The sequence below is a fragment of the Paenibacillus sp. NPDC056722 genome (assembly GCF_042790635.1).
GTDB lineage: Bacteria > Bacillota > Bacilli > Paenibacillales > Paenibacillaceae > Paenibacillus_AQ > Paenibacillus_AQ agri.
Genome location: NZ_JBHTYV010000011.1, coordinates 63,234 through 87,619, shown reverse-complemented (window position 1 = coordinate 87,619; position 24,386 = coordinate 63,234). Strand labels below are relative to the sequence as shown.

Below are 24,386 nucleotides of genomic sequence, written 5' to 3'. Positions count from 1 at the left end.
TGAAGCTAGGGCGTGGCGATGGCGAAATTGATTATGCATTTAGTCTGATTTGTTATAAATTATCTTTCTTATAGCATAAACAGAAAGACAGTAAACTTCGGCAAGATCTTGAATCGAAGAACCGGAAGTATAGGCTTCTATGATTTCAAGATTCCGGTTATCAATCTCTTCTCGCGAGCCAGACCGTTCACCCCAATGTTTATGCTGATCTTCTATTGCGGGAATGTAGATGTACTCACCATGAACAAAATCCTGCAATTTTAAAATTAATTCTTTTGGAAGAATTTTATTAGCGTTGATATACCTCATGTACTTTCACCCCTTCCGTAGAGTTGTCCGCATGCTGCATCAATGTCCGTTCCGAATTGCGTCCGCACAGTGACTTTAATTCCTTTTGATTTCAGGATACTGACAAAGCTTTGTACACGCTCCTTGTCCGATTGACGAAAGCTCTCAGGCGTTACGTCGGTTGCATTGTAGGGGATCAGATTAACATGATATAAATGTTCCCACGGCCCTCTGTTCTTTAACAAAGCAGCCATAGCTTCTGCATGCTCATTGGAGTCGTTCTCTCCGCGAAGCAAAATATAGGCAATATATACTTTTCTGCCTGTAGCGCAAATGTGCTGATCCAGTTGGTTCAACACATCATTAAGAGGAAATCGATTGTTAATAGGCATTAACTTACTGCGTTGCTCGTCGATTGGAGAGTGCAGCGAGAAAGTAAGGTTAACCTGCGGGAATTCCGTAGTCAGACGCTCGATACCCGGCAGGATTCCGATGGTAGAAACAGTAATTCTTCGATGGCCTAAGGCGAAAATCTGTGGATCCGTTAGCATCTTGAGCGTGTCGAAGATGTTGGGATTGGCTAACGCTTCGCCCATGCCCATAAATGAAACACTATCCAAGACATGAGCGTTTAGATGGAAATATAACAATTGATCGGTTATTTCATCAGCTGTTAGATTTCGCTTCAATCCAATTGTCCCCGTAGCACAGAAGCTACAGCCATACCCGCATCCGCACTGACTGGAAATACAATAGGATTTCCAACCGCGCTCATAGCATAATTGAACGGCTTCAATATGTTCACCGCCTTGAATAGCAAAAAGCACCTTGTTCACTTGTGCAGATGTTTTTTGAATGACTGGGGTTAAGCCCAAAACCTGTTCACCAAGATGTTTAATTAATTCCTTTCTTATCGCTTTGGGTAGTATAGTCATTCGATCATACTCGCCGATTCTTTGCTTAAAAATTGCGTCCGCAATTTGTTGAAAACGATATGCGGGCTGTTTTAAGCCGGCCAATATTTGCTGTATCATTTCGTATTTCGAAGTTGATTTCATGTGCTTTTCTCCTCTTGAGCCGGAGAAAATGTCCTATATCGAACATGAACATTGACCAACTATATAGATTGAACTGGAAAATCAAAAAGGAGAAAGGATTGAAGGGAAAGTTTGGAACTGTAGGAGCGGTACAAATAAAAGAAATCTGGAGACAACAGCGGCCGAAAGTCCAAACATTTCCCGTAATGACGTTCTTGCTCCGTATAAAGATCTTAGGTTCAATTTATATAGTTATAATCCACGAAGCTTGTAGCTAAGTTGCTATGTGCATCTATCAATAGATGGAAAATGCTCCGGCATCCGTTTATTGTGATCGTGAACCGTGCCAACGGATAATGAACAGTTCACTTGTACATGTACAACCTCAAACATTTTGAAAGCCTCCTTAAGATAAAAGTCTATTGCTGTATTACAGACTCACAATTTCAGTGGTGATATCTTGCAAAACAAAATGGGCTACAAGAAAGTTTCCCTTCTTGTAGCCCAAATAAATACACTATTCCTTAAAAGCGTGACTGGATTAGTAATGTATAACTTTGAGTGAAGAGAATAAGTAACTTCCTTGCCTAAAAAGAATAAAACAAATGATGTTTTATCTTCTCTAACTAAGCAAGAAATTTTACATTACTCTCCTCAACCCCTGTCAACAAAGTTGCTGATAGTTTAGCACAGCAACCTTTTTTTTTCAATCTATATAAGACGAATGAAAGAAATTAACAGAGGGCGGGGAGGAACGAAGGGGGAGGTTTGGAACTGTAGGAGCGTAGCGCTCGTCTGAAAGCTTTCTGCAGGAAAGCTCGCATCGGAAGCACAGGCTGTCTCCGGATTTTATCCGCGAATAGCGGTATAATCAGAAAAATCTGGAGACAACAACGGCCGGAAGTCCAAACATTCCACCGTAGTGACGACCAAGCCTTGAGTGAGAATCTAAAATTCGTCTTATATAGGAACCCTGAAGAATTTTTGTTATAGAAGACTTAATACTTAATTAAGAAAGTTGTAATGGGCGTTTAATTACAATTGCAAAAGGCTTGTTCTACAATTCAACTGTAAGCAAAATACAGAATCATAAAACTACTGAGGAGATGACGAATGATGAAATTTTTAGCGACAACAACAGCAATAGTGACCTTATCCATAGCTTTGGCGGGATGCGGAGCAGCTAACACAGCATCTAACAAAGCAACTAACACATCCACTACTGGGAATGCGGCCGCAACAGCGACGGCAACCGCCATGCCGGGCTCTGATTCACCTGATAAAGCAGCTTCTAATACCAATGCAGGGAACAGTCAGGAAACTACTGCAATGATGGTGAAGTACGGCATGCTCAGCGGCAGCAACAAGCAAATATCTGAAGGTAATGTGGAAATCAAGGATGGCAAGGTCATGTTGACGAATTTTAAAACCTCGAAAGGTCCAGACCTCCACATCTACCTGACGAAGGGAAAAGACGTGCAGACGGGTAAGAGCTTGGGCAAGATTGACCTGGAAAAGAGCGAGCAGACCTTCGATCTGGCGGGAGCCAATCTGAACGATTATGACTCTATTATTATTTACTGTGATAAAGCCCATGTTACGTTCGGGGCAGCAGATTTGACAGATACACCAATGGATAAACCAGCGACATCTTCGGCAATGGTCACGAAGACGGGCATGCTGAGCGGCAGCAACAAGCAAATATCTGAAGGTAATGTAGAAATCAAGGATGGCAAGGTCATGCTGACGAACTTCAAAACGTCTAAAGGTCCAGACCTCCATATCTACCTAACGAAGGGCAAAGATGTGCAGATGGGTAAGAGCTTGGGCAAAATTGATCTGGAAAAGAGTGAGCAGACCTTCGACCTGGCGGGAGCCAATCTGAATGATTATGATTCCATTGTGATCTACTGCGATAAAGCCCACGTGGTATTTGGCACAGCAGATCTCAGCTAAAATAAATAGGATGGGTACCATACTTATTTTGAGGATGGTACCTTTTTTAAAAGGAGATTATAGTAATGATAAAGGCTACTCAAAAAATAGCCGGCTGGATATTAAGTGTAATTCGTGTTCTGTTCGGCTGGATGTGGCTTAAATCCGGTTATGATAAGCTTTCAGGCGGTTTTGGCGTTGAAAGCTTAATCCCGGTCATTGCAGCAAATCATGATTCTCCTGAATGGTACAAAGCATTTTTCAGTCACGTCGTTAGTCCCTTTTCAGGAGTCTTCGATGTTGTAATCCCTTGGGGTGAAATCCTGATCGGGATTGGGCTTATAGCGGGTTTATTTATTGTACCTGCGCTAGTCATGTCGGTGTTCGTGAATGCTAATTATATATTGGCTGATATGATATTTACCTATCCGACAGATATACTTATGGCAACCTTACTTCTTACGGGGAAGAGGTTTACAGCTTACGTGAGTGTGGAACGCTGGCTTTATGCGAAATGGCGGAAAGACTGGAATGGTGTAGAAAAAAGGATGTGATCATCGTTGTTATCCATATTGATCGTTGATGACGAACAACCCATAGTAGATGTTTGTAAGTTATATTTACAGAATGATGGCTATAGGGTATATACGGCGAGCAATGGAGAAGAAGCTATGCATGTTGTTCATAACCATGCTATCGATTTTATAATCATTGATGTGATGATGCCTAAAATGAATGGCTATGAATTCATAGAGTCGCTCCAAAATCAAGGTTTAGATATTCCGTTTTTAATTTTGACTGCTCTAAATCAGGAGAAAGACACGTTATACGGGCTGACTTTAGGGGCAGATGATTATATGACCAAGCCATTCAGCCCGCGAGAGCTTGTTTTCCGCATAAAAAATATTATCAAGCGATCCCAAAAGTCGAAGCCTCGAGTAGCCATCCTTAATGAAGGGGAATTGTATCTGAACCGGGAAGAGCGGGTGGCAAAGCTTTATGGAGAGACGCTTGATCTCACCAATAAAGAATTTGATCTGTTGTGGTTTCTTGTTCAGGAGAAGCATCGCGTTATTCCAAAGTCGGAATTATTGAAAGAAGTATGGGGTTATGAATACTATGAGGACGCCAATACCGTCAATGTTCATATCCATCATTTGCGGGAGAAGATCGCTTCAAAAGCCGGTCAGGAGCCGATATTCATTAAAACCGTGTGGGGTCTGGGATATCAGTTCAAAAGAGAAGGAGAGTAGTGTCATGAAGCTGCGGACATTGGTTTTTTTATCGTATCTGATTAGTTTAATCATCGTGACACTGCTGCTATTTGTTGCGTATAAACAGATGTTCCTGGACTATGACAGGCTCAGGATGGCAATGATGATTACGGTTTCGTCCAGTGTACTGTCATTGTTGATTAATTCACTGTTTATCTTCCCTATGACACGGAATATTGCCCAGTTGAACCGGCAGAGTCAGGGGATCTCCAGAGGGCACTATGATCAGCATTTAAATAAGAGCCGGGTAGTGGAGCTTAGAGAGCTTGCTGAATCGATGAACGATATGGGACTTGAAATTAAAGCGAAAATCAAAGCCCTTCAGGACGAAGAACGCCGCCGGAATGAACTGATTGCTAATCTATCCCATGATATTAAAACCCCAATTGCCTCTATCCGGTCTTACTCGGAGGCTCTGGTCGATGAGGTGGTCACTGATCCCGCCGAGGTTCGGAACTATTTGCTTGGAATTGGGAAGCAAACGGAGCGGGTGGTTTCATTTGCCAATGAGCTATTGGCTATCGCGGCCATAGACGATAAGGAAATAGCTTATAAGCCGGAAGTTGTGTGGATTGATCAGCTGATCCTGGATACCTTGCAAGCATTTGAAGCCCAAATCTCGCGAGAGAACCGGCTAATTGATGTACAAATTAACGAGGACTGTGTATCTGTTGTAACAGACAAAGTGTGTATTCAACGGATTCTATATAATTTAGTAGGAAATGCTATCAAATTCTCCAAACCAGGAACCAGTATTAAGCTTCATATCTATTGTGATAATACGTTCACGTATATGGAAGTTAAAGACGAAGGAATTGGAATTTCTGAAGATGAACTGGAAAGAATTTTCGAACGATTTTATCGTGTTGAAAAATCCCGAAATCAGCAGTACGGTGGCTCTGGATTAGGACTTGCGATTGCCAAGGAGCTGACCGAATTCATCCATGGCAAACTGACCGTGTCTTCGGGCCAAGGGATAGGAAGTACTTTTATTGTTCAGATTCCGAATCAACGGGTGTAAGCCGCGGCAGCCTAGATCTGTTCTTCTTGGCAGCCGCGGTTTCGTGTGTTCGTGCAACAAGATAAAGTTATAATAAATCGGCAATCGTTCTGATTCCCTCCGCAATTTGTGACTCCGTTACATTACCGAACCCCATAATCAGACTCTCTTCGTATTTTCCTTTGGCGATGGTATATCTCTCTGCAGGATAAATTTTAATATTCCGTTCTTCAAGCTGCGCAGCAGTTAGCGAATCAAACTGGCGTCCGGGCAATTTGGTAACTAGATGCAAGCCTGCAGCATCACCTGAAATATTCACTTTGTGGCCAAATGCTTCCGTCAGAGCGGAGATGAGTCGCTTCCGTCTTTTACCGTAAATACGCTTCATACGGGTGATGTGACGTTCCAGATGGCGGTCGGCGATAAACCGCGCTAGTGTGATTTGGGACAAGGTCGGACATTGCATGTCCGTCATTCGCTTTAGCCGAAGCAGAGGGTCGATTAATTCCTGGGGAACTACCATATAACCTAAGCGTAGTGATGGATATAAATTTTTGCTGAAAGTCCCAACATAGACTACTTGCTCGGAGTCGAGCTCTCTGAGGGCATGAACCGGCATTCCGGCATAACGGAATTCACTGTCGTAATCGTCTTCGATAATATAGCTTCCGGTTTGCCGGGCGTAGTCGAGTAGTTGAATACGTCTGCTGATGGACAGGATGCTACCGAATGGGAACTGGTGTGAAGGTGTAACGAAGATGCACTTAGGTTGTACATGAGTTGGCAAGCCTTCGACACACAAGCCGTGATCATCGACGGGAACGGGGATAATGTCGGCACCAGTTGCAGCAAAAATACTATGGATGAAGCTGGCGGTAGGATCTTCTATTGCTACTGCGTCTTCCGGATTTAATAAAAGTTTGCATAGTAAGGAGATGGCCTGGGTAGCTCCGGCTGTCACGATCACCTGCGAAGGTGAACATTGTATTCCTTTGGCATCCAGTAGATAGCGGCAAATATTTGCCCGAAGCAGCCTATTACCTGCCGGATCTTCATCATAACCAAAATTAGAAGCGTAGGCCTGATCATAGACGCTCAGCGTAACTTCTTTCCACTTTTTATGCGGGATATGTTCAAGTGAAGGAAAGCTCGGACGAAAATCAATGCCGTTGAAAGAAGGTGCAAGTTCTGGAGAAGTCATTTCATTTGAAGACTCTGGATCTATGGACTGCGCCTGAACCGGCCTGCTTGCTCCTAAATCCAAGACATAGGTACCGGATCCTTGGCGACCTTCCAAATAACCTTCGGCGATGAGCTGTTCATACACTTCGACGATAAGAGCCCGCGACACCCCTAATTCACTTGCCAGATCCCGCGTTGACGGGAGGCTGCTTCCCGCTGCATATCTGCCTGAAAAAATACGTTCCCGGAGAAGCGTATAGATTTGTTTTGTTTTTGTATCGGCTATAAAAGTCCCCAAGGAATCGGTCATACATAGCGCTCCTTCCTATGTTGAAATTGGTATACCAATATTGGCGTAAAGTGGTACTTATTCATACCAATTTAACATGCTAACATGAATCTTGTCAGCACGAAATTATTACAGAAGGAAGAGATCAGCCGATGAGTGAACGACAAAATAATCCCCGGGCACCTTCGAGGCAAGATCATGTCGATGCAGTAAACGAACGGATGGTAAGCAAGAATAGCAAGGATAGTAAGGTAGCTACTTGGTTGGCGGTCGCAGCCCTTTTTATGGCATCACTTAATTTGCGTCCGGCGGTTACTTCCATCGCCCCCGTTCTGGAAAGCATTCGAAACGATCTCGGCATAAGCGGTGTAGCTGCCAGCTTGCTTGTCTCGATCCCTGTTCTCTGTATGGGGCTTATCTCGCCATTGTCTGTTCGTTTCGGCCAGCGGCTGGGAAATGAACGGGTGATTGCCTGGTCGCTAGTTCTGATTGGCGGAAGTACTTTGCTACGTATCGTCGTTCATACCGAAGCCTTGTTATTTTTAACCACTGTATTAGCTGGTGTCGGAATCGCAACGATGGGACCTTTGCTGTCGGGCTTTATTAAAAAGCATTTGGCAGGTAGGATGCCGCTTATGATTGCACTCTATTCCATGGCATTATCGCTTGGTGCGGCGCTGGGCTCCAGTTTCTCTGCCCCTTTTCAAATCAAATTTCATTCGTGGCAAACGGCACTTTCGTTCTGGGCCATACTGGCCATTGCGGCTGTACCGTTTTGGTTGGGAATTCTGCGGTGTAGCAATGTTCGCACTGAGGTGGCGGCTGTACCTGGGACATCGAAATTACCGTGGAAAAATAAGAAGGCGTGGCTGCTTTCCATCCATTTTGGACTCTTGGCTATGGTTTTTTACTCCATCATGAGTTGGTTGCCGCTGATCCTGATTAACGCAGGGGATTCACATTTGCATGCAGGGATGATGCTGACGGTGTTTGCTGTGGTTCAAATTCCGAGCGGGCTTATGCTACAGATGCTGCTACGCCGCTTCCCGTCCCGGCGGACATGGCTGTTGGTCTCGACTTCCATGCAGGGGATCGGTCTTGCCTTTCTTTTCAGTTCCATACTGTATTGGCCAGCGGTTCTCCTCTGCGGATTTGGCTCGGGGATGTTATTTGCTCTAGGTAATTTGCTTCCAATTGAAGCAGCGTCAAGTCCTGAAGAAGCGGCCTCTTGGGCAGCGATGACTCAATCGGTGGGGTATTTAATAGGAGCGGCAGGCCCGATCCTGATTGGCTTTGCTTTTGACAGTATGGGGGAGTTCAGTCTGGGGATACTAGGCATGATCTTGGTTTCACTCCTTATGCTAATACTTCAATTATTCATAGTTTCGCGAAAAGAAACAGAGAAAGCGAGGTTCTAAGCTTCTCCGTAATGGGTGAACATCGCACTTAATCATATATAAATTTGGAGGTTTTTCGATTATGAAAATTTTTGTAGCTGGTTCTACCGGAGTTATTGGACGTATTCTGCTTCCAAAGTTAGTGAAGGCTGGTCACGAAGTGATTGGAATGACGCATAACCCGGAGCAACAGAAGAAGATTGAAGCATTGGGCGCAAAGTCTATCATTGCAGATGCCTTTGACCGGGAGGGAATGATTAAAGCTCTTGGAGAGATCCAGCCGGAAGTGGTCATTCATCAGCTTACCTCACTCAGTAATTGGAGCTCTGCGGATAATGCGCGGATTAGAATCGAAGGGACCCGGAATCTAGTGGATGCTGCTAAGCAGGCGGGCGTTAAAAAAATCATCGCTCAGAGCATCTCTTGGGCTTACGAACCGGGCGATTCCCCTGCTACGGAAGAAGTCTCCTTGGATATCCAAGCACCTTCGCCACGGAAAACAACAATTGATGGGATTATCGCACTTGAAGGCGCGGTTGCAGAGATTCCAGATCACGTGATTCTCCGTTACGGTTCACTTTACGGACCAGATACCTGGTATGACATTAGGGGCGTGATGGCAGAAAAAGCGCGGAACAGCGAGCTGCCCGCAACAGACGGAGTGTCCTCTTTCGTACATGTCGAAGATGCGGCAGAAGCGGCCTTCCTGGCCTTGAATTGGCAGGCAGGAACTTTGAACATTGTAGATGATGAGCCTGCATCAGGTACGTCGTGGGTTCCTGTCTATGCTGAAGCTTTACATGCGCCTGTACCTGAAGTTCAAGCGGGCGGTGCCGGCTGGGAGCGCGGGGCTTCGAATGCCAAGGCACGGAATGAGTATGGCTGGGAGCCGAAATATCCGACTTGGAGAACGGGATTTGTACAAGTGTTGAGCTAAAAAGCTGATTCGAGCCCTTAAGATTCCTTACAGGGAGATTCGCTGAATTTAAGCACAGCTAAGTCAGGGTAACTGTTAATTTCTAATTGGTGGCCATCAGGGTCATACATAATAAAATCTTGGTATGGCCCATTTTTTCCGTCACCGTATTTAGTTATTTCGCCTACAGCAATATTTTTATTTTTTAAATCTTCATGTAAAGCTTCCAAATTGGATGTTTTAAAGCTTAGCACAGCGCAATTTTCGTTATTGATTGAGAACTTTATGGGTTGGTTCGCAGAAGTTTTCTTTAAGAATAATAACGGACCTGCAAATAGTCTTAGATTGGCTGCCTCCGGCTCCTCCCAAATGACCTGGTAACCTAATGTATTTACGTACCAATCAACAGACCTTCGAATATCAGTAACAGGTAAATAAATCTGAACTATTTGGTTGTGAATATTTGGATTCATAGTTTACAGCTCCTTAAGATGTTGGATTTCATTTGTTACCTCATCCGGTTCTAGAATAACATATTTTTACATGTGCTTGAACTTTATTGGATCAATAACTAATAATCTTAACAAGATGTCGCATTGACATATCGGTAATTATCGATATAATAGCTGATATGGATACTATCGAGATTTTAAAAGCATTGTCTAACGAGTCCCGTCTCCAAATTTTGCAATGGTTGAAGGAACCTGAAAAGCATTTTAACCCCCATGAAGGGATTGATATGAGAACAATCGGGGTATGCGTCGGTCAGGTGACTGATAAATTGAACATGACACAGTCCACCACTTCCCAGTACTTAACTACCCTGCAACGAGCAGGGCTCATCACCAGTGAGCGCATAGGTAAGTATACCTATTACAAAAGGGATGAGGGGAAAATTAGCGAAGCATTGGCTTTGTTGAAAGGCGAGCTTGAATAAAGCACAAACGGCGGAATTCGGTGAAGTGATCTTCACCGCTTTTCCGCTTAAAGTCTGCCAAAACACATCGACAATTTCAAATATATCAATTTGTTAAAGGGGAAAACATCTAATGAAAGGCACATGGAAAGTATACTTATTGGCGCTTGTCAGTTTTTTGGTGGGGACATCCGAATATGTGATTTCGGGTATTTTAGATAAGATTTCGTTATCTTTAGATATATCGATTACTTCGGCGGGGCAATTGGTAACGATTTTCTCATTCATTTATGCTATTTGTACGCCAGTGGTTATGGCTTTGACCGCGAAGATTGAACGACAGAAGTTACTGGTTGCCGCACTGGGCGTTTTTGTGATAGCTAATGTGCTGGCGTTTGTGCTGCCGGGATTTGAACTTTTTATTGTCGCAAGGGCATTGATGGCTTTAGGTGCGGGGACCGTCGTTGTATCAGCACTGGCTATCGCCGCCAAAATTGCACCTGAAGGTAAACAGGCCAGTTCGATTGCCAATGTCACCATGGGGTTCACCCTGTCATTAATTATTGGTGTCCCGCTCGGGCGAATGATTGCTGCTGAATTTGGATGGAGATCAGTATTTGGTCTTCTATCTTTGGCGGGGCTGTTGGTCATGATCGTTATATATTTCACCATTCCCCGTATAAAAGGTGATGATCCTGTACCCCTTTCCAAGCAGCTGGGCTTCCTTAAAAATAGCAGGGTTGCGCTCGGACTTGCGATCACCTTCTTTTGGCTGGGGGGTTACTCGATCGCTTATACTTACATTTCACCTTATCTTCTTACGGTTGTTGGTTTAAATGAAAATATACTGAGCAGCGTTTTACTGGCTTTTGGTATCGCCAGCTTGGTCGGTTCCAAATTCGGTGGTTATAGCGCCGATAAATGGGGCGTTGCCCGTACCTTGGGTGGGGGAATGACACTGCATGTATTGGCCTTAATTTTACTAACGGTTAGTGTTATGTTTACAAATTCGTGGATACCGATTGTTGTTATCCTGATGCTGTGGTCGTTCGCGGCTTGGTCTACAGGTCCTACTCAGCAGTATAACATGGTGCGAATTGAACCGAATTATTCAGGCGTGATGCTGAGCCTCAATCAATCCACGATGCAATTATCAATGGCTGCAGGGGCTGGCATTGGCGGCATCGTTGTCAATCAAACTTCCTTATCACATATCACATGGGTTGGTGCGATCAGTGTATTCATTGCCATTCTGGCCTCGTTCTTCTTGAATGCAAAAATGAAACAAAAGGTACTCACATCTCGCAATTAATAGCTAGCACGCAAGTGGTTCCTGATCTGCTTTTTTCAAGCGGAGCAGGAACCTTTTCAATAACCTTTAAGTGGAATTAACAATAGTCCTTAGCTGGTACCATCAATGGAAATTCCCTTTAACAGCAGCTTGATCGCATTGACATGCAGGGCGGCGTATTCGTCCCCGCTTAATTTTTCTGGCTTCGCCAGGCAGAGCTGTGTTGCCCCAGTCAAGGTGGAAATCACACTAAAACTCAACGTTTCGAAATCCTCATTAATGAAAACACCCTGCTGTACCCCTTGTTGCAGCACTTCTCGAATAGCACGATAGACTACTTCTACAATCTCTCTCAATGTAACCAATGCTTCGGAATCGCTGGAGAGTGTCCTCCCATATTCTTCGAGTGCTTGGATTAAGGGATTTTCACATTCTCTTCCGAATGAATCCGCCATTTCAAGCAACTGTTCGCTAGGGGATGTGGATCTTTCGGCCAGACGAAGCCACTTTTGTGAGGATTCTTCGGAATACTGGGACAGCAACTGGAGAAAGAGGACCTCTTTATTTTTAAAATGATGATATAAATTGCCTTTACTCATCTGTGTTAGTGTACATAAGTCGTCCATTGTAGCCCGATCATAACCTTTTTCAATAAATAACAGCTTGGCATGGTTTAAAATAATTGCTTTTGCTTCTTCTGCCGGCAATCGTCTTCTGGTCATAAGTCCCTCCTGGGAACCTTACGAACGGCTCCTTTTATGCTTGAAAAATTGAAAAACGCCATATGAGATAACGATAGCAAAAATTCCGCAGAATGCAAACGGCATATCCAGCGTGTGGCGGTAAACGATACTTTGCAGCCCCATATGATCCGCCGTCGATGTACCATATCCCCAAATCGTGAAATTAAAAATGTTCGTGGCAAAATGGATGCCTGTCGTAGCAGCCAGACCATTGGTGCGATAAGCAACGATTCCGAGAAAGAATGCCCCCATCAAGTAATATAACGGTCCCCAAATGCCATTGCTGAGCATCTCAGGATTCAAACCATGTACCAGGGCGAAGGTGAGAGAGGAGATAAAGATCGACCAGAATGCGCCGCCTTTTAATGATCTGAACATCCGGTACATATAGCCCCTGAACAAAATTTCCTCAGAAGCACTCTGAACAAAAATCAAAGGGATGACAACAATGAATACGCCTAACCAGCGAAGCGGATCAAAATGAAGCGTAAAAGCTTGCGGATGTACGCCGATATCGACAAGTAAATACAGGATCAGTGCTGCGAAATACCATGAAAAATAAGTCGCGAATTTTCGGAAATCGGGCCGTTTATTTTCAAACAAAAATGTTCGAAAAGGAATCTTGAAGAAATACCTGGTAATAAGAAAGACCCCGAGAATCAGGAACCAAAAGGTTAAAAAAAGCGCGATAAAGCTAGGTAATCCTGAGCGAGTGGCGGGAATCAAGGAGTTCACTAGATTTAACCATAAAAATGAACCTCCTTGCCAAATGACAAAAATGAGGAGGAATCCCGCTAAGGATTTGAGGCCGAAAGGGATCTTCGGCTGAAGACCATAATTTTTTTCCATGACATGCACCCTTTTCTTATTATATTACCGACTATATAGTCGGTAGTTACAATATAGAGGCATCGTCTCATTCTGTCAACTGGGTACAAGAGCTTGAAGTTGCTATCGCGTGCTGAAGAAAACTTTGGAAGTGGATAAGAACATTGAAGTTACAACAATCAGAATGCAAGACGACTTCTATGAAGCTGTAGATGCGAAATGGCTGGAGTCCGCACAGTTGGCGGCAGATAAGCATTTATTGGTGAATTTATGGATAATTATGGGTATTTATAGATATATTCACTCTGTTGTCGAAGGATATGGCACAAAGGGGAGTTGAAGAAGGTGAGCAAACAAGGGGATGAAGCCATTAAGGGGAATATTGCAAAAATTAAATCGATGAACAGCCTATATAGAACGCATTAAAAAACAAACATAGCCAAGAAAATAAGAGCTTATATAAAAAGGATAATTAACGGCATTTTTGTACCTTAAATTCTCTGTAGCGAGGGGTTAGTGGAGATTAAGTGCAATATTGTACCTTAAATCTTCCAGAATAGCCCAATCAGCGTAATTTTTCGAAAAATAAGATACAATAATGCCCTTATTTTACTCATATGTCTATATTTGAGGAAAATAAGGTACAAAAATGCCGTTAGTTGAAGAAATCACTCCTCTTTTTCACTGTTAAGACGACTGGTGCCTCTACAACTGATCTATTCGTTCTTCTTAGACAAAGGAAAACTCCCCATCAAGTAGCGGTTTATTTGTTAAACCTGTCTGCTTGATGGGGAGTATATAAAAATCGGTAGCCTGTTCCGTAATTACAATAGTGAGGTTCCGAACTTCATCTCCGGAAAGCGGCTATCCGGTCCTTTCATTAAGGTTCCGCCTTGATTTTTCAGGTACATATCGAAGAAATCCAGCATATAGGCATTGATAACGGAGTTCGCTCTTTCGGACGCAATCTTTCCTGTAATGCCCAGCATTTTGAATATCGGAGAAATGTATTGTACGTCGGTAAAGTTCAAATGCTCCGAATTTTCGATATAGAGGAATTGTCCCCCTGAGTCGGCCGATTCGCGCATCCGTTCAAGCTCTAGCTTTTTGTCTTCCGTTACTTGATCCATCCACTCTCTTGTGTTGCCCATACGTTTAAGCTCTGCCTCCGTGTAGGCGTGGTTATCCATTACCTTCTTTAATCTTTCGAATTCGCTTTGCGAGTTCATGAACAAGAACGGCTTTCTTAGACCCTCTCTGTCACGCAGCCGATAAAGCGCGCCATCCAAGTCTATTCCAACCGCGATTCGCGGATCGTAAGCAGCGTCATAGGCCGTCGCTCCGCCGATGGAATGACCGAACACCCCGACATGACCGAGATCAATCTTCCCTTTTAAATGACTAGGAATCTGCCCTGATTGGATGAGCTCGAATTGGTCCAATGTAAACGTCACATCGTCGGTTAACACCTTTCCGAGCTTGTCGCGGTTTCCGCTTTCCGTCCGGTAATCATGGTCGGGCGAGAATAAGTCGTTGGTTGAGCTAGTCGTGATTCGGCCGTCCGGAAACTCGGTTGCAAATGTATTGTAGGTGTGGTCGATCACGGCCACGATATATCCGTGACTCGCGAGATTTTCGGCTTGCGACGTGTGGAGGAACCTGGAAGAGCCAAAGCCGGGATTCGCAAGGATCAGCGGGTATGAAGTCTGTGCCGAAGAGACTTCGGCCCTCGAATAAGTATGACTGGATACGTACTTCAGGTGTTGCAGAGTAAACCCGGGAAGGCCATAGTTCGCAGCCATATAACTTAAAATCTGGGTATCGGGAATCAAGGGAGCGTACTTGCCGGTGCCAGCTTGTGCCGGATACCATACCTGAACCATCAATTCTCTCTTACTACCTCTGGCGTCTCCGAAAATCTCTTCCCTATTGGGATCCACGAAATGAAAAGCTTGTGTTCCCACCTTAAATTCGCCTGCCGGTTCAGGCAGTTTAAATACAGGAAAAGCATACATGAGACCCGCTGTTACGACCAGCATTGTCGCTATAGCGGTATAAGCTAAACCTAGCAAGACTCGCGGGATCTTTTTGGGTCCGGTTTTTTTAAAATAGCTATAACCTGAAATGGCTAAGAAAATGATCGTTATGCAATATGGGAAAAATAGCTGAACTCTGTATCCTTCTACCGTCAAATGAATGACCATTAAAAGTGTGGCGATCCCGCTTGCAACGAATACTGGAATTCTACGCTGTCCTTTTTTTAATAGGACTGTTAATGCAAACAAGCCGATGTTTGACACAAAAAGCAACAGTTCAAACAGCCTCATCTCGATTCTCCTTTTAAAAAATTTCTATTTTTATTTGTTCCAATCTTATCCTGCCAGACTGGCCTGAACTATCGATTTTCCTTACATCTACCTTACAGCTACCTTAAAGTTAACTTACAATTTTGTAATTCGATCTTGTGGTCCGGGAATGCGATTCCAACACAATATACGGAATATGTAAGTGATGCAGTTCATGGCAATGAAACAACAATTCGTGTTCCTGTGCAGGGTTTGACGCTTACGAATAAAAAAGAAAGCTGCAGGTTTTATTAACCCTGCAGCTTTCTTTGCGGTAATAAATTTAATGCTCCTGATGCTGTACTCCCCACTCACATAACCCTTCCAACACAGGCAATAAGGTTTCGGCTTTTTCTGTAAGACTATATTCGACCTTTGGGGGAACTTGAGGGTATTCTACCCGTTTTACCATGCCATCTGCTTCCAACTCTTTAAGCTGTGAACTGAGCATTTTATATGTGATCGCTCCAACCTGTCTCTTCAGATCATTAAAGCGAACCGGCTGGTTTTCGGCGAGGAGATAAATGAGAACCATTTTCCATTTTCCTCCGATAATCGATAATGTATAGCCAAAAGGCGTATCTTGAATATGTTTAACTTTACCTTTATATTCAGCCATACTCATGTTTACACTATCCTTTCTGATAGTACCTATCAATATTGTGCGTACTATTTTTTTGTATGCTCACATTCTATACTAGCCTTACTTTAAATAAAAGGAGAGCAAAAAATGACTAAGCAAACCATATGCTTACTGATGCCGCAATGGCAAGGGGGAAATAATCCTAACTATTCTTTTGGAGCTGAACTGCTTGCTTGGCTCGCTCCTGATAATGATCAGCCCCTTATTCCTGTTCCTGTTCAGGCTTATGACGGAACTCCGTTTGAGAACGAGAACGGTATCTATGGAAGAAAACAGCTGCTTGCACAATTAGAGGCGGCTCATCATATCATTGATGCGCATAAGCCAGATCGTATCGTTATGTTTGGTGGTGACTGTTTAGTTGAACAAGCCCCATTTGCCTATTTGAACGAACGATACAACGGGGAATTAGGTTTGATCTGGATTGATGCTCACACTGATTTAGGGAGAATTGTAGGATATGATTATGGACACACCTTACCTCTTGGCAACTTGTTGGGAGAAGGCGATGAAGAATTCGTCAAACATGTGAAAACGCCCCTAAAACCTGAACATGTGTTTATTGCGGGTTTAAATGTGCAAACGGATTTTGATGCAGAAATCATTCAACGGCTAGGGATTAGAACCGCTGGAACCGAGGAGCTAACAAACAGCACTGAATCTATAAAAGAATGGATTAAACAGAATAACATTAAGCATCTGGCGATTCACATTGATCTGGATGTGCTTGACCCTAAGGCATTTCGTTCTTTAATCTTCGCCAACCCTGAAGCACATTATGATTTTTCTGCTGCTGGAACTATGCAAATGCCGGGACTCCTTAAGCTGCTTAAAGAGCTATCTGAAGAAACAGATGTAGTTGGATTAGGTATAACAGAGCATATGCCGTGGGATGCTATGAACTTGAAGGAACTGCTTAGCGAAATACCAATTTTAAATAAATAAGATATTAGCGATAAAATAATCGTTCTTGTCTAATAAATACAGAAAAGATCCGCGACTCACGCGGGTCTTTTTAGTTTAATGTTTGTTCTTTGGATAACATATAAAAGAATGCTTGCGCCTGACGTTACGTCAGGTGCTACACTGACGTTAGAAAGGAGCTGAGAAAAATAAGTAAGACGTATTATACGATTGGTTCATTCGCCAAACTGACCTCGACAACGGTACGTACGCTGCACTTCTATGATCAAAAGGGGCTGCTCAAGCCAAGCGGCTACAATGAGCAGGGCCACCGGACCTATACGGATGACGATTTGTTCCGACTCCATCAAATATTGACCTTAAAATATTTAGATTATTCCTTGGACGAAATTGGAAAGTATTTGGAGCAGGACAGCAAGAATTTTAAGACTTCTCTGGAGAGGCAATACGAGCTGTTAATGGAGAAGCAGCAGCATATCCAGCGCGTTGTGGCTTCGGTTGAACGGGTAAAAGCGATTGTTAAGGATAACGACACGATGGATCCCGCACTCATTATGCTGCTGATTCATTCCATTCAGCACGAGGAAGCGCAGAAGCAGTGGTTCTCCGATCGTGTGCCGGATGAGGTCGTACAATCGGTGTTTATGAGTGAATCAAGTGTAGAAGAACGGATCCGGGTAGAACGTGAGTTTACGTTAGAGATAAACGATCTGATGGTGATGTACAAGCAAGGACTGCCGCCGGAGCATCCCCTTGTACAGGAGCATGCCTTTACGCTGTTTATGATGATCGAGCGGATGCTCGGACAAGAGCTGTGGAATAGCGAGACCGGAAAAGTGCTGGAAGAGATGGATCCGCAGCTCTTTCCGAACCTGGAACAAGACTTTAAGAACTACTTGATTGAAGCGTTTGGTCATATGTTGATTCGGCAATGGGGAGAAATAGAAAAAGAAAAAGAGTAGGTTACTCCGACAGAAGGAGCTCTATATCAATGAAAAAACTTAGCGCTACCATACTAACCCTGGGCCTGCTTACCTCTGGACTTTCTTCCGCTCATGCAGCTGAGAAGGCCTCGTCCGTATGGCTAAACGGTGAGCAGATCCAGTTCAGCAATTCCGCACCAATTGTAGAAAAAGGGGTGACCCTTGTCCCGTTGCGTCCCCTTCTGGAGAAGCTGGGCGTCAACGTGAAATGGGATCAAGCGACGCATACCGTCAGCGGCTCCAAAGGAAGCCTTTCCTTGTCCCTGAAGATTGGCAGCACAAACGCCACTGCAAACGGCAAAGCCGTCAAGCTGGATGCAGCGCCAAAGCAAATCCGGAATGTAACCTATGTGCCGCTACGCTTTGTCGCTGAAACTACAGGTTATCAAGTGGCCTGGAATCAATCACTGCGCAAGGCTACTCTTACTTCGAAGCAGCATACAGAAGGCCGCGGCTTTCTGTGGAAGGTGGAGAATAAAGGTAACACGGTGTATGTGATGGGTTCAATCCATCATGTACCCGAAGGGATGTATCCGCTGCGTCCGGAGATTGAGAATGCGTTAAAAGCTGCCAACTACTTAGGGGTAGAGGTCGATATGTCGACAGTCACTTCCGAAGATTTACAAAAACAGGTATTGGAATTGGGTGTTTATAAAGACGGAACCACACTGAAGGATCATATCTCTACAGACACGTATAACAAAGTTACAGCATTCCTGAAAGCCAATGGAATGCCCGAAAATAGCTTCGATATTTTCAAGTCATGGTTCGTCACACAACAGATCATGAACATTCAAGTTGCAAAGGATGGCTTTACGCCAGAAAAAGGGATTGATAATTATCTGATTGAAAAGGCTAATGAAGCAAAAAAACCGATAGTCTCACTAGAAACTATGGAGTCCCAGATGAAAATGAACAACAATTTCTCAGACGCCTTGCAGGAAAGGCTGCTGATGCAGAACCTGGACCCTAAATCTGTGACGCCTCCTTCTCCGGATGTATCGATAGATTATCTGAACAAAATATGGCTTCAGGGCGATGAAAAAGCTTTGAATGAGTTCACCACTACTGGCTGGGATGCTGAATACTTCCAAGGTCTAATCAATGACCGCAACGAAGAAATGACCAAGAAGATTAAAGGCTATCTGAATGGTGATAAAAAAGAGACTTACCTGGTTGTCGTTGGAATGCTGCATTTGCTGGGTAATGAAGGAATCGTTCCATCGTTGGAAAAGGAAGGCTTCAAAGTAACAAAACAATAGCACTCATTCTTGTTTATTACACGGTAGAGCTAGCCATTAGGTTGGCTCTGTTATTTTCTCCAGGAGTTTAGCTCCAATCCATTTGTTTGTTAGGAGGGAAACACTTGATTATTACAACAACCGCAGTCGTTGAAGGTTCCCCAGTCAGAGAATATGTCGGTGTGGCAACCGGTGAAGTCATTATGGGAGCTAATGTCGGGAGGGATATTCTTGCCTCATTTAGAGATTTGGTAGGCGGGCGTTCGAAAGCCTATGAAACCAAGCTAAGGGAGGCAAGAGACGCGGCCTTCAAAGAAATGACCCAGCACGCTTCGACGATGGGGGCCAACGCTGTAATCGGCGTGGGGATCAATTACGCAGTTGTCCGCCAGGACATGATGATGGTAGCTGTTAGTGGAACAGCAGTTGTTATCTAAGTAGTCGTTCATAATATTGCAGGGCTAACCATTAGGTTAGCCCTATTTTTAATTTAGTTTTTTAGTATTCATGCAGCTCCATTTGATATAAGGAGTTTGACTAGGGAGCTCTTTTTTTGACTATATAAGATAAACAAAAGAAAGTAACAAAAAGCGAGAAGGAGTGAAGGGGGAAGTTTGGAACTGTAGGAGCGAAGCGCTCGTCTGAAAGCTTTCCGCAGGAAAGCTCGCATCGGAAGCACAGGCAGTCTCCGGATTTTATCCGCTAATAGCGGTATAATCCAAAAATCTGGAGACAATAACGACCGGAAGTCCAAACATTCCACCGTAGTGACGACCGAGCCCTATGTTAGGATTTTAAGTTCATCTTAAATAGAATAAAAAAAATGCTTGAGTGTAACGTAACGTTACACCTTATACTGATGCTAGAAAGGGGCTGAGAAAGATGAATAAGAGACATTATACCGCTGGTGCATTCGCTAAACTGACCTCAACGACGAAACGGATGCTACATTTTTATGATAGCAAGGGATTGCTTAAGCCAAGCAGCTACAGCGAAAAGGGATACCGTGCTTATTCCGACGAGGATTTGTTCCGGCTCCATCAAATATTAACCTTAAAATATTTAGACTACTCGTTGGATGAAATCCACGAATATTTGGAGCAGGATGGCAAGGATTTTAATGCTTCTCTGGAGCTGCAATATGAGCTGTTGTTGCAGAAGCAGCAACATATCCAGCGCGTTGTCGATACGGTTGAGCAGGCAAGAGCGATTGTTAAGGACAACCATACGATTGATCCAGAGCTTATTATGCAGATGATTCGTTCCATTCAGCATGAGGAGGAGCAAAAGCAGTGGCTCTCCGAGCGTGTACCGGATTCACTCGTACAATCTATATTTAGTGTTGAAGTAAACCTGCAAACTGAGCTGATGATAGTGTTTAATGATCTACTCGTTATGTCCAAGCAGGGGCTGCCGCCGGATGATCCACTTGTACAGGAGCGCACACTTGCTCTAAAGCTGTTTTTTGAGCAGATACTTGGACACCCGCTAGAGGAACTAGGGACGAACGAGACGGGAAGAGTGCTGAAGGAGGTGGATCCGCAGCTCTTCCCGAACTTTGAGCCTAGCTTTGCGAAATACTTGTCTGAGGCGTTCGTTCATTTGTTCCGTCGTATGTGGGAGGAGAAGATGAAGGAAGAGCAATAGGTTACATCCCCAAACGAAGTTGTCCGTCGACGCATATTGAAGGTTGCTTATAGAGATAGAGATAGAGATAGAGATAGAGATAAAGACAGATATAGAAATCGGATATAAAAAGGTTGCTTAAGAACTCAAACGATTAAAACTGCGTTTTATTATTCCAACTAGAAGGAGTTATATACCAATGAAAAAAATTAGCGCTGTATTACTTTCCCTGATCTTGCTTACTTCTGCATATTCTTCCGTTCAAGCAGCGGAAAAATCCTTATCCGTAAAGTTAAACGGCGAGCAAATCCAGTTCAGCAACTCCGCACCGATCATTGAAAAAGGAGTGACACTCGTCCCATTGCGTCCGCTCCTGGAAAAGCTGGGTGTCCAAGTGAAATGGGATCAAGCGACTCGTACCGTCAGCGGTTCGAAAGAAGGTCTCTCCTTCTCCCTGAAGATTGGCAGCACGAATGCCACGGCAAACGGGAAAACGGTTAAGCTGGATGCAGCACCAAAGCAAATCAAGAATGTAACGTATGTACCGCTCCGCTTTGCTGCTGAAACTACAGGCTATCAAGTGGCTTGGAATCAATCGCTGCGCCAGGTTAGCCTTACCTCTGGAAAACAATCCGAAAGCAGCAAAGGCTTTTTGTGGAAGGTAGAGAATAAAGGCAACACCGTGTATATGCTTGGTACAATCCACACCGTCGACAAGACTATATACCCGTTGCGTCCGGAGATTGAGAATGCGTTCAATGCTGCTGACTACTTGGGCGTAGAGGTCGACTTTACAAAGGTCGTCCCCGACGAATTAACTAAACTGATAACTGATGTGAGTGAATATAAAGACGGAACCACACTGAAGGATCATATCTCTGCAGCAACCTATAACAAAGTTACCGCATTCCTGAAAGAAAATGGACTACCGGAAAATAGCTTCGATAACATCAAGGCGTGGTACGCTCAGCAACAGATGGGGACCATTTTGGGGGCAAAACAAGATTTAGACGAAGGTATGGGTATTGACATGTATTTCATGGGCAAAGCCATCAATACGAAAAAGCCAATTATTGGGCTAGAGACTTTTGAGTCCCAGTACCAGGTCTTCAACAACTTCTCCGACTCTCTACAGGAAAAGCTGCTCCTTCAATTTTTGGATCCAAATTCTTTGCCTTCTTCTGCTACGGAAATGTCGATGGATGATATTCTGAAAGTATGGAAAACTGGCGATGAAAAAAACCTGGTTAAATTTGTCGATGCGCTTCGCTGGGATGATGACTATTTCAAAGGTATGCAGACGGACCGCAATTTAGCAATGGCTGAGAAGATTAAAGGCTATCTGAACAGTGATAAAAAAGAAACGTATATGATTGCCCTTGGCGCTTCACATTTTGCGGGCGACTCTGGTCTGGTTACTATGTTGGAGAAGGCGGGATACAAGGTGGTAAAACAGTAACATTTAAGCAGCTTGGGTGAGGATGCTATAATTTCTGCATTAGCATGTAGTGATAATACCTCTAACAACGGATGAACTATTGTTGAAAAGGCGATGCAATATATGTTTCTCCAGAAGACAGAGTTAGTAGTACCCATAGACTAGGAACTGAAAGAAAATATTAATTTATAGTGGGAGTGTTTATGATGTCAATTAATAGGGACAGGCTACAGGAATCTTTGGATCCCGGCCTTCGAGTTCGTCCCCGCGTACGGTGGGGTGTTCTTGCATATTTCCTCTATAGCGCAGTCTTCTACGCAATCTTCGTGCTCAACGGCGTCGACTACCCGCGAGTGGGCGAGAGTGAGCAGACCCTTCTTCTCTGGTACGTATTACCGCTGTCCGGCGGTGCCGTGCTGACCATCACAATGGTCACGCTCTACGGATGGTGGCGCCCCAGCCTGGTGGAAAAGCGGCGTCTTTCCGGGTGGACGATGACTCTCCCGATTATCATGATGGTCATCGCGATCGTGAACATGCTGATCGGCGATTTCACCCGTATCACGCCTCTCATGTGGCTGTATCTCATCGTCGGTAGCATCCTGGTCGGCTTCAATGAGGACATGATCAACCGAGGTCAGTTGATAGTCGCTCTGCGCAGCCGATTCAGCGAAACCGGGGTTTGGCTACTCGCAACAGCGATGTTCGCAGTCTTCCACCTGCCGAACATCTTCCTGGGCATCGGGGTGGTTGCCCTGTACCAGGTAATGATCGCTTTCGGCCTCGGTTCGATCTTCTACCTTGCCCGGCGGTCTACCGGCTCGCTCGTGTCCGCCATGCTCCTGCACGGACTCTGGGACTTCAGCAACTTCGCTACGAATGGCTCGTCGTCGTATCCCATCGCTGGTGCACTAGCTCCGTTGTTGGCGATCGTTGCAGTGATCACGGTTCCGATCATCCTCCGCCGTGAAAGAGGGCGCGATCGCGCCCAAAGTGTGTCACAACCAGCCGGCTGAGTCATACCATCCCTCTCCATTGAATGCTGTTCAGGCAACATCATTCAATTGGAGAGTTTTGGCTATGACTCTTTTTTTGTTGATATGATCAAAGAAATAATGCTTGAGCTTGACGTTACGTCAGGCGTTATACTGACACTAAAAAGGAGATGAGAAAGATAAGTAAGACTTACCATACCATTGGTTCATTCGCTAAATTAACCTCGACGACGGGACGTACGCTGCGCTTTTATGATCGCAAGGGGTTGCTCAAGCCAAGCGGCTATAATGAACAGGGACATCGGATGTATACCGATGAGGATTTGTTTCGACTCCATCAAATATTAACCTTAAAATATTTAGATTACTCCTTGGATGACATCAGCAACTATTTAGAGCAGGACGGTAAGGATTTTAACGCTTCTCTGGAGATGCAATATAATATGCTGCTGCAGAAACAGCAGCATATCCAGCGTGTTGTGGCTACGATAGAACGGGTAAGAGCGCTTGTTAAGGACAATCATACGATCGATGCCGGGCTTATTATGCTAATGATTCATTCCATTCAGCACGAGGAGGAGCAGAAGCAGTGGCTGTCCGATCGTCTGCCGGATGCACTCGTACAATCGATGTTTATGAGTGGTTCAAGCTTGGAGGAACAGCTTGAGTTAGAACGTGAGCTGATGATGACGCTTAATGATCTGCTTGTCATGTTCAAGCAAGGGCTGCCGCCGGATCATCCGCTTGTACAAGAGCATGCGCTTCCTCTGAAGCCGATATACGAGCAGGCGTTTGGACAACCGTTGCAGGAGCTGTGGAAGAACGAAGCGGTAGGAGTTCTGGAGGAGATGGATCCGCAATTGATCTCAGGTCACTTCGATCCGGAATTTAAGAACTATTTGAGTGAGGTGTTTTTTCATATGATGGTTTCGCTGATTGAAGGAGAGGGCGAATGATTAGGTCCATATAAGTGATAGCTATTCTATATGTTTCGGATTGAATTTTAATTTGATAGAGTCATGCCTAAATTTATTCATCGAATGTTGTCTAAACTACTCCATTCGATAGGGGAATTTCGGTTATGGCTCTTTTTTG

At 44.3% G+C, this 24,386-nt stretch carries 25 protein-coding genes and 1 pseudogene; 18 read left to right on the top strand and 8 right to left on the bottom strand.

What is annotated here, in order from left to right; all coding sequences use genetic code 11:
* Positions 1-39: 39 nt before the first annotated feature.
* Together ACFRAM_RS22330 and ACFRAM_RS22325 are read right to left on the bottom strand one after the other, a co-directional pair.
* Positions 40-309, bottom strand: a complete 270-nt coding sequence (locus ACFRAM_RS22330; protein ID WP_379468197.1) for a CD3324 family protein — start codon at positions 307-309, stop codon at positions 40-42.
* Complete coding sequence (locus ACFRAM_RS22325; protein ID WP_379468195.1) at positions 306-1,346, bottom strand: Cfr family 23S rRNA (adenine(2503)-C(8))-methyltransferase; 1,041 nt, start codon at positions 1,344-1,346, stop codon at positions 306-308. The genes ACFRAM_RS22330 and ACFRAM_RS22325 overlap by 4 nt, the downstream gene beginning before the upstream one ends.
* A gap of 1,092 nt (positions 1,347-2,438) precedes the next feature.
* On the opposite strand from ACFRAM_RS22325, the gene ACFRAM_RS22320 reads away from it, so the two are divergent.
* The 4 genes from ACFRAM_RS22320 (at position 2,439) to ACFRAM_RS22305 (ending at position 5,555) form a co-directional block, all read left to right on the top strand.
* Positions 2,439-3,281, top strand: coding sequence for a DM13 domain-containing protein (locus ACFRAM_RS22320; protein ID WP_379468193.1), 843 nt, complete (start codon positions 2,439-2,441; stop codon positions 3,279-3,281).
* 65 nt (positions 3,282-3,346) lie between these two features.
* A complete protein-coding gene (locus ACFRAM_RS22315) occupies positions 3,347-3,814 on the top strand; it encodes a DoxX family membrane protein (protein ID WP_379468191.1) in 468 nt (155 codons plus the stop codon).
* A 6-nt stretch (positions 3,815-3,820) separates the two neighbouring features.
* Positions 3,821-4,513, top strand: coding sequence for a response regulator transcription factor (locus ACFRAM_RS22310; protein WP_379468189.1), 693 nt, complete (start codon positions 3,821-3,823; stop codon positions 4,511-4,513).
* A gap of 4 nt (positions 4,514-4,517) precedes the next feature.
* Entirely contained in the window at positions 4,518-5,555 is a 1,038-nt protein-coding gene (locus ACFRAM_RS22305) for a sensor histidine kinase (RefSeq protein WP_379468186.1), read from the top strand.
* A gap of 67 nt (positions 5,556-5,622) precedes the next feature.
* Here the strand turns inward: ACFRAM_RS22305 and pdxR are convergent, their stop codons facing one another.
* On the bottom strand, positions 5,623-7,026 hold the full coding sequence (pdxR, locus tag ACFRAM_RS22300; RefSeq protein WP_379468184.1) for a MocR-like pyridoxine biosynthesis transcription factor PdxR: 1,404 nt from the start codon (positions 7,024-7,026) through the stop codon (positions 5,623-5,625).
* A 131-nt stretch (positions 7,027-7,157) separates the two neighbouring features.
* Here pdxR and ACFRAM_RS22295 point away from each other — a divergent pair, with 131 nt between their 5' ends.
* Positions 7,158-8,423 carry an MFS transporter gene (locus tag ACFRAM_RS22295; protein WP_379468182.1) on the top strand — a complete coding sequence of 422 codons (1,266 nt, stop codon included), beginning with the start codon at positions 7,158-7,160 and terminating at the stop codon, positions 8,421-8,423.
* A 61-nt stretch (positions 8,424-8,484) separates the two neighbouring features.
* A complete protein-coding gene (locus ACFRAM_RS22290; RefSeq protein WP_379468180.1) occupies positions 8,485-9,339 on the top strand; it encodes an NAD-dependent epimerase/dehydratase family protein in 855 nt (284 codons plus the stop codon).
* A 17-nt stretch (positions 9,340-9,356) separates the two neighbouring features.
* Here ACFRAM_RS22290 and ACFRAM_RS22285 read toward each other — a convergent pair whose 3' ends face one another.
* Positions 9,357-9,791 carry a VOC family protein gene (locus ACFRAM_RS22285; RefSeq protein ID WP_379468178.1) on the bottom strand — a complete coding sequence of 145 codons (435 nt, stop codon included), beginning with the start codon at positions 9,789-9,791 and terminating at the stop codon, positions 9,357-9,359.
* A gap of 158 nt (positions 9,792-9,949) precedes the next feature.
* Between ACFRAM_RS22285 and ACFRAM_RS22280 the strand changes: the two genes are divergently transcribed.
* Positions 9,950-10,255: an ArsR/SmtB family transcription factor gene (locus tag ACFRAM_RS22280; protein ID WP_379468176.1), complete on the top strand. Its 306-nt coding sequence runs from the start codon at positions 9,950-9,952 to the stop codon at positions 10,253-10,255.
* Positions 10,256-10,367: 112 nt separating this feature from the next.
* Positions 10,368-11,546, top strand: a complete 1,179-nt coding sequence (locus tag ACFRAM_RS22275; RefSeq protein WP_379468174.1) for an MFS transporter — start codon at positions 10,368-10,370, stop codon at positions 11,544-11,546.
* Between the two features lie 89 nt (positions 11,547-11,635).
* Here ACFRAM_RS22275 and ACFRAM_RS22270 read toward each other — a convergent pair whose 3' ends face one another.
* Together ACFRAM_RS22270 and ACFRAM_RS22265 are read right to left on the bottom strand one after the other, a co-directional pair.
* Positions 11,636-12,247 carry a TetR/AcrR family transcriptional regulator gene (locus ACFRAM_RS22270; protein ID WP_379468172.1) on the bottom strand — a complete coding sequence of 204 codons (612 nt, stop codon included), beginning with the start codon at positions 12,245-12,247 and terminating at the stop codon, positions 11,636-11,638.
* 18 nt (positions 12,248-12,265) lie between these two features.
* Positions 12,266-13,117 carry a CPBP family intramembrane glutamic endopeptidase gene (locus ACFRAM_RS22265; protein ID WP_379468170.1) on the bottom strand — a complete coding sequence of 284 codons (852 nt, stop codon included), beginning with the start codon at positions 13,115-13,117 and terminating at the stop codon, positions 12,266-12,268.
* Positions 13,118-13,226: 109 nt separating this feature from the next.
* Here ACFRAM_RS22265 and ACFRAM_RS22260 point away from each other — a divergent pair, with 109 nt between their 5' ends.
* Positions 13,227-13,436 carry a hypothetical protein gene (locus ACFRAM_RS22260; RefSeq protein ID WP_379468168.1) on the top strand — a complete coding sequence of 70 codons (210 nt, stop codon included), beginning with the start codon at positions 13,227-13,229 and terminating at the stop codon, positions 13,434-13,436.
* Positions 13,437-13,920: 484 nt separating this feature from the next.
* Here ACFRAM_RS22260 and ACFRAM_RS22255 read toward each other — a convergent pair whose 3' ends face one another.
* The gene (locus ACFRAM_RS22255; protein WP_379468166.1) at positions 13,921-15,423 is read right to left on the bottom strand and encodes an alpha/beta hydrolase family protein; all 1,503 of its coding nucleotides are present in this window, start codon (positions 15,421-15,423) and stop codon (positions 13,921-13,923) included.
* A gap of 301 nt (positions 15,424-15,724) precedes the next feature.
* Positions 15,725-16,066, bottom strand: a complete 342-nt coding sequence (locus tag ACFRAM_RS22250; protein ID WP_066364950.1) for a winged helix-turn-helix transcriptional regulator — start codon at positions 16,064-16,066, stop codon at positions 15,725-15,727.
* A gap of 105 nt (positions 16,067-16,171) precedes the next feature.
* On the opposite strand from ACFRAM_RS22250, the gene ACFRAM_RS22245 reads away from it, so the two are divergent.
* From ACFRAM_RS22245 to ACFRAM_RS22205, 9 genes and pseudogenes are all read left to right on the top strand, one after another.
* Positions 16,172-17,029 carry an arginase family protein gene (locus ACFRAM_RS22245; RefSeq protein WP_379468164.1) on the top strand — a complete coding sequence of 286 codons (858 nt, stop codon included), beginning with the start codon at positions 16,172-16,174 and terminating at the stop codon, positions 17,027-17,029.
* A gap of 158 nt (positions 17,030-17,187) precedes the next feature.
* Positions 17,188-17,358, top strand: a pseudogene (locus ACFRAM_RS22240) (MerR family transcriptional regulator); the annotation flags it as partial.
* 30 nt (positions 17,359-17,388) lie between these two features.
* The gene (locus ACFRAM_RS22235) at positions 17,389-17,970 is read left to right on the top strand and encodes a hypothetical protein (RefSeq protein ID WP_379468162.1); all 582 of its coding nucleotides are present in this window, start codon (positions 17,389-17,391) and stop codon (positions 17,968-17,970) included.
* Positions 17,971-17,999: 29 nt separating this feature from the next.
* On the top strand, positions 18,000-19,253 hold the full coding sequence (locus tag ACFRAM_RS22230) for a TraB/GumN family protein (RefSeq protein WP_379468160.1): 1,254 nt from the start codon (positions 18,000-18,002) through the stop codon (positions 19,251-19,253).
* A gap of 104 nt (positions 19,254-19,357) precedes the next feature.
* A complete protein-coding gene (locus tag ACFRAM_RS22225; RefSeq protein ID WP_379194440.1) occupies positions 19,358-19,669 on the top strand; it encodes a YbjQ family protein in 312 nt (103 codons plus the stop codon).
* A 445-nt stretch (positions 19,670-20,114) separates the two neighbouring features.
* Positions 20,115-20,879 carry a MerR family transcriptional regulator gene (locus tag ACFRAM_RS22220; RefSeq protein ID WP_379468154.1) on the top strand — a complete coding sequence of 255 codons (765 nt, stop codon included), beginning with the start codon at positions 20,115-20,117 and terminating at the stop codon, positions 20,877-20,879.
* 178 nt (positions 20,880-21,057) lie between these two features.
* Positions 21,058-22,317, top strand: coding sequence for a TraB/GumN family protein (locus tag ACFRAM_RS22215; protein ID WP_379468151.1), 1,260 nt, complete (start codon positions 21,058-21,060; stop codon positions 22,315-22,317).
* Between the two features lie 182 nt (positions 22,318-22,499).
* Positions 22,500-23,312, top strand: a complete 813-nt coding sequence (locus tag ACFRAM_RS22210) for a CPBP family intramembrane glutamic endopeptidase (protein ID WP_379468149.1) — start codon at positions 22,500-22,502, stop codon at positions 23,310-23,312.
* 149 nt (positions 23,313-23,461) lie between these two features.
* A complete protein-coding gene (locus ACFRAM_RS22205; RefSeq protein WP_379468147.1) occupies positions 23,462-24,247 on the top strand; it encodes a MerR family transcriptional regulator in 786 nt (261 codons plus the stop codon).
* Positions 24,248-24,386 lie beyond the last annotated feature (139 nt).

Bases quoted from the DNA above. Each gene is read 5' to 3' on its own strand.
- ACFRAM_RS22330 (WP_379468197.1), bottom strand. From the start codon at position 309: ATGAGGTATATCAACGCTAATAAAATTCTTCCAAAAGAATTAATTTTA.
- ACFRAM_RS22325 (WP_379468195.1), bottom strand. From the start codon at position 1,346: ATGAAATCAACTTCGAAATACGAAATGATACAGCAAATATTGGCCGGC.
- ACFRAM_RS22320 (WP_379468193.1), top strand. From the start codon at position 2,439: ATGATGAAATTTTTAGCGACAACAACAGCAATAGTGACCTTATCCATA.
- ACFRAM_RS22315 (WP_379468191.1), top strand. From the start codon at position 3,347: ATGATAAAGGCTACTCAAAAAATAGCCGGCTGGATATTAAGTGTAATT.
- ACFRAM_RS22305 (WP_379468186.1), top strand. From the start codon at position 4,518: ATGAAGCTGCGGACATTGGTTTTTTTATCGTATCTGATTAGTTTAATC.
- pdxR (WP_379468184.1), bottom strand. From the start codon at position 7,026: ATGACCGATTCCTTGGGGACTTTTATAGCCGATACAAAAACAAAACAA.
- ACFRAM_RS22295 (WP_379468182.1), top strand. From the start codon at position 7,158: ATGAGTGAACGACAAAATAATCCCCGGGCACCTTCGAGGCAAGATCAT.
- ACFRAM_RS22290 (WP_379468180.1), top strand. From the start codon at position 8,485: ATGAAAATTTTTGTAGCTGGTTCTACCGGAGTTATTGGACGTATTCTG.
- ACFRAM_RS22285 (WP_379468178.1), bottom strand. From the start codon at position 9,791: ATGAATCCAAATATTCACAACCAAATAGTTCAGATTTATTTACCTGTT.
- ACFRAM_RS22280 (WP_379468176.1), top strand. From the start codon at position 9,950: ATGGATACTATCGAGATTTTAAAAGCATTGTCTAACGAGTCCCGTCTC.
- ACFRAM_RS22275 (WP_379468174.1), top strand. From the start codon at position 10,368: ATGAAAGGCACATGGAAAGTATACTTATTGGCGCTTGTCAGTTTTTTG.
- ACFRAM_RS22270 (WP_379468172.1), bottom strand. From the start codon at position 12,247: ATGACCAGAAGACGATTGCCGGCAGAAGAAGCAAAAGCAATTATTTTA.
- ACFRAM_RS22265 (WP_379468170.1), bottom strand. From the start codon at position 13,117: ATGGAAAAAAATTATGGTCTTCAGCCGAAGATCCCTTTCGGCCTCAAA.
- ACFRAM_RS22255 (WP_379468166.1), bottom strand. From the start codon at position 15,423: ATGAGGCTGTTTGAACTGTTGCTTTTTGTGTCAAACATCGGCTTGTTT.
- ACFRAM_RS22250 (WP_066364950.1), bottom strand. From the start codon at position 16,066: ATGAGTATGGCTGAATATAAAGGTAAAGTTAAACATATTCAAGATACG.
- ACFRAM_RS22245 (WP_379468164.1), top strand. From the start codon at position 16,172: ATGACTAAGCAAACCATATGCTTACTGATGCCGCAATGGCAAGGGGGA.
- ACFRAM_RS22230 (WP_379468160.1), top strand. From the start codon at position 18,000: ATGAAAAAACTTAGCGCTACCATACTAACCCTGGGCCTGCTTACCTCT.
- ACFRAM_RS22220 (WP_379468154.1), top strand. From the start codon at position 20,115: ATGAATAAGAGACATTATACCGCTGGTGCATTCGCTAAACTGACCTCA.
- ACFRAM_RS22215 (WP_379468151.1), top strand. From the start codon at position 21,058: ATGAAAAAAATTAGCGCTGTATTACTTTCCCTGATCTTGCTTACTTCT.
- ACFRAM_RS22210 (WP_379468149.1), top strand. From the start codon at position 22,500: ATGATGTCAATTAATAGGGACAGGCTACAGGAATCTTTGGATCCCGGC.
- ACFRAM_RS22205 (WP_379468147.1), top strand. From the start codon at position 23,462: ATGAGAAAGATAAGTAAGACTTACCATACCATTGGTTCATTCGCTAAA.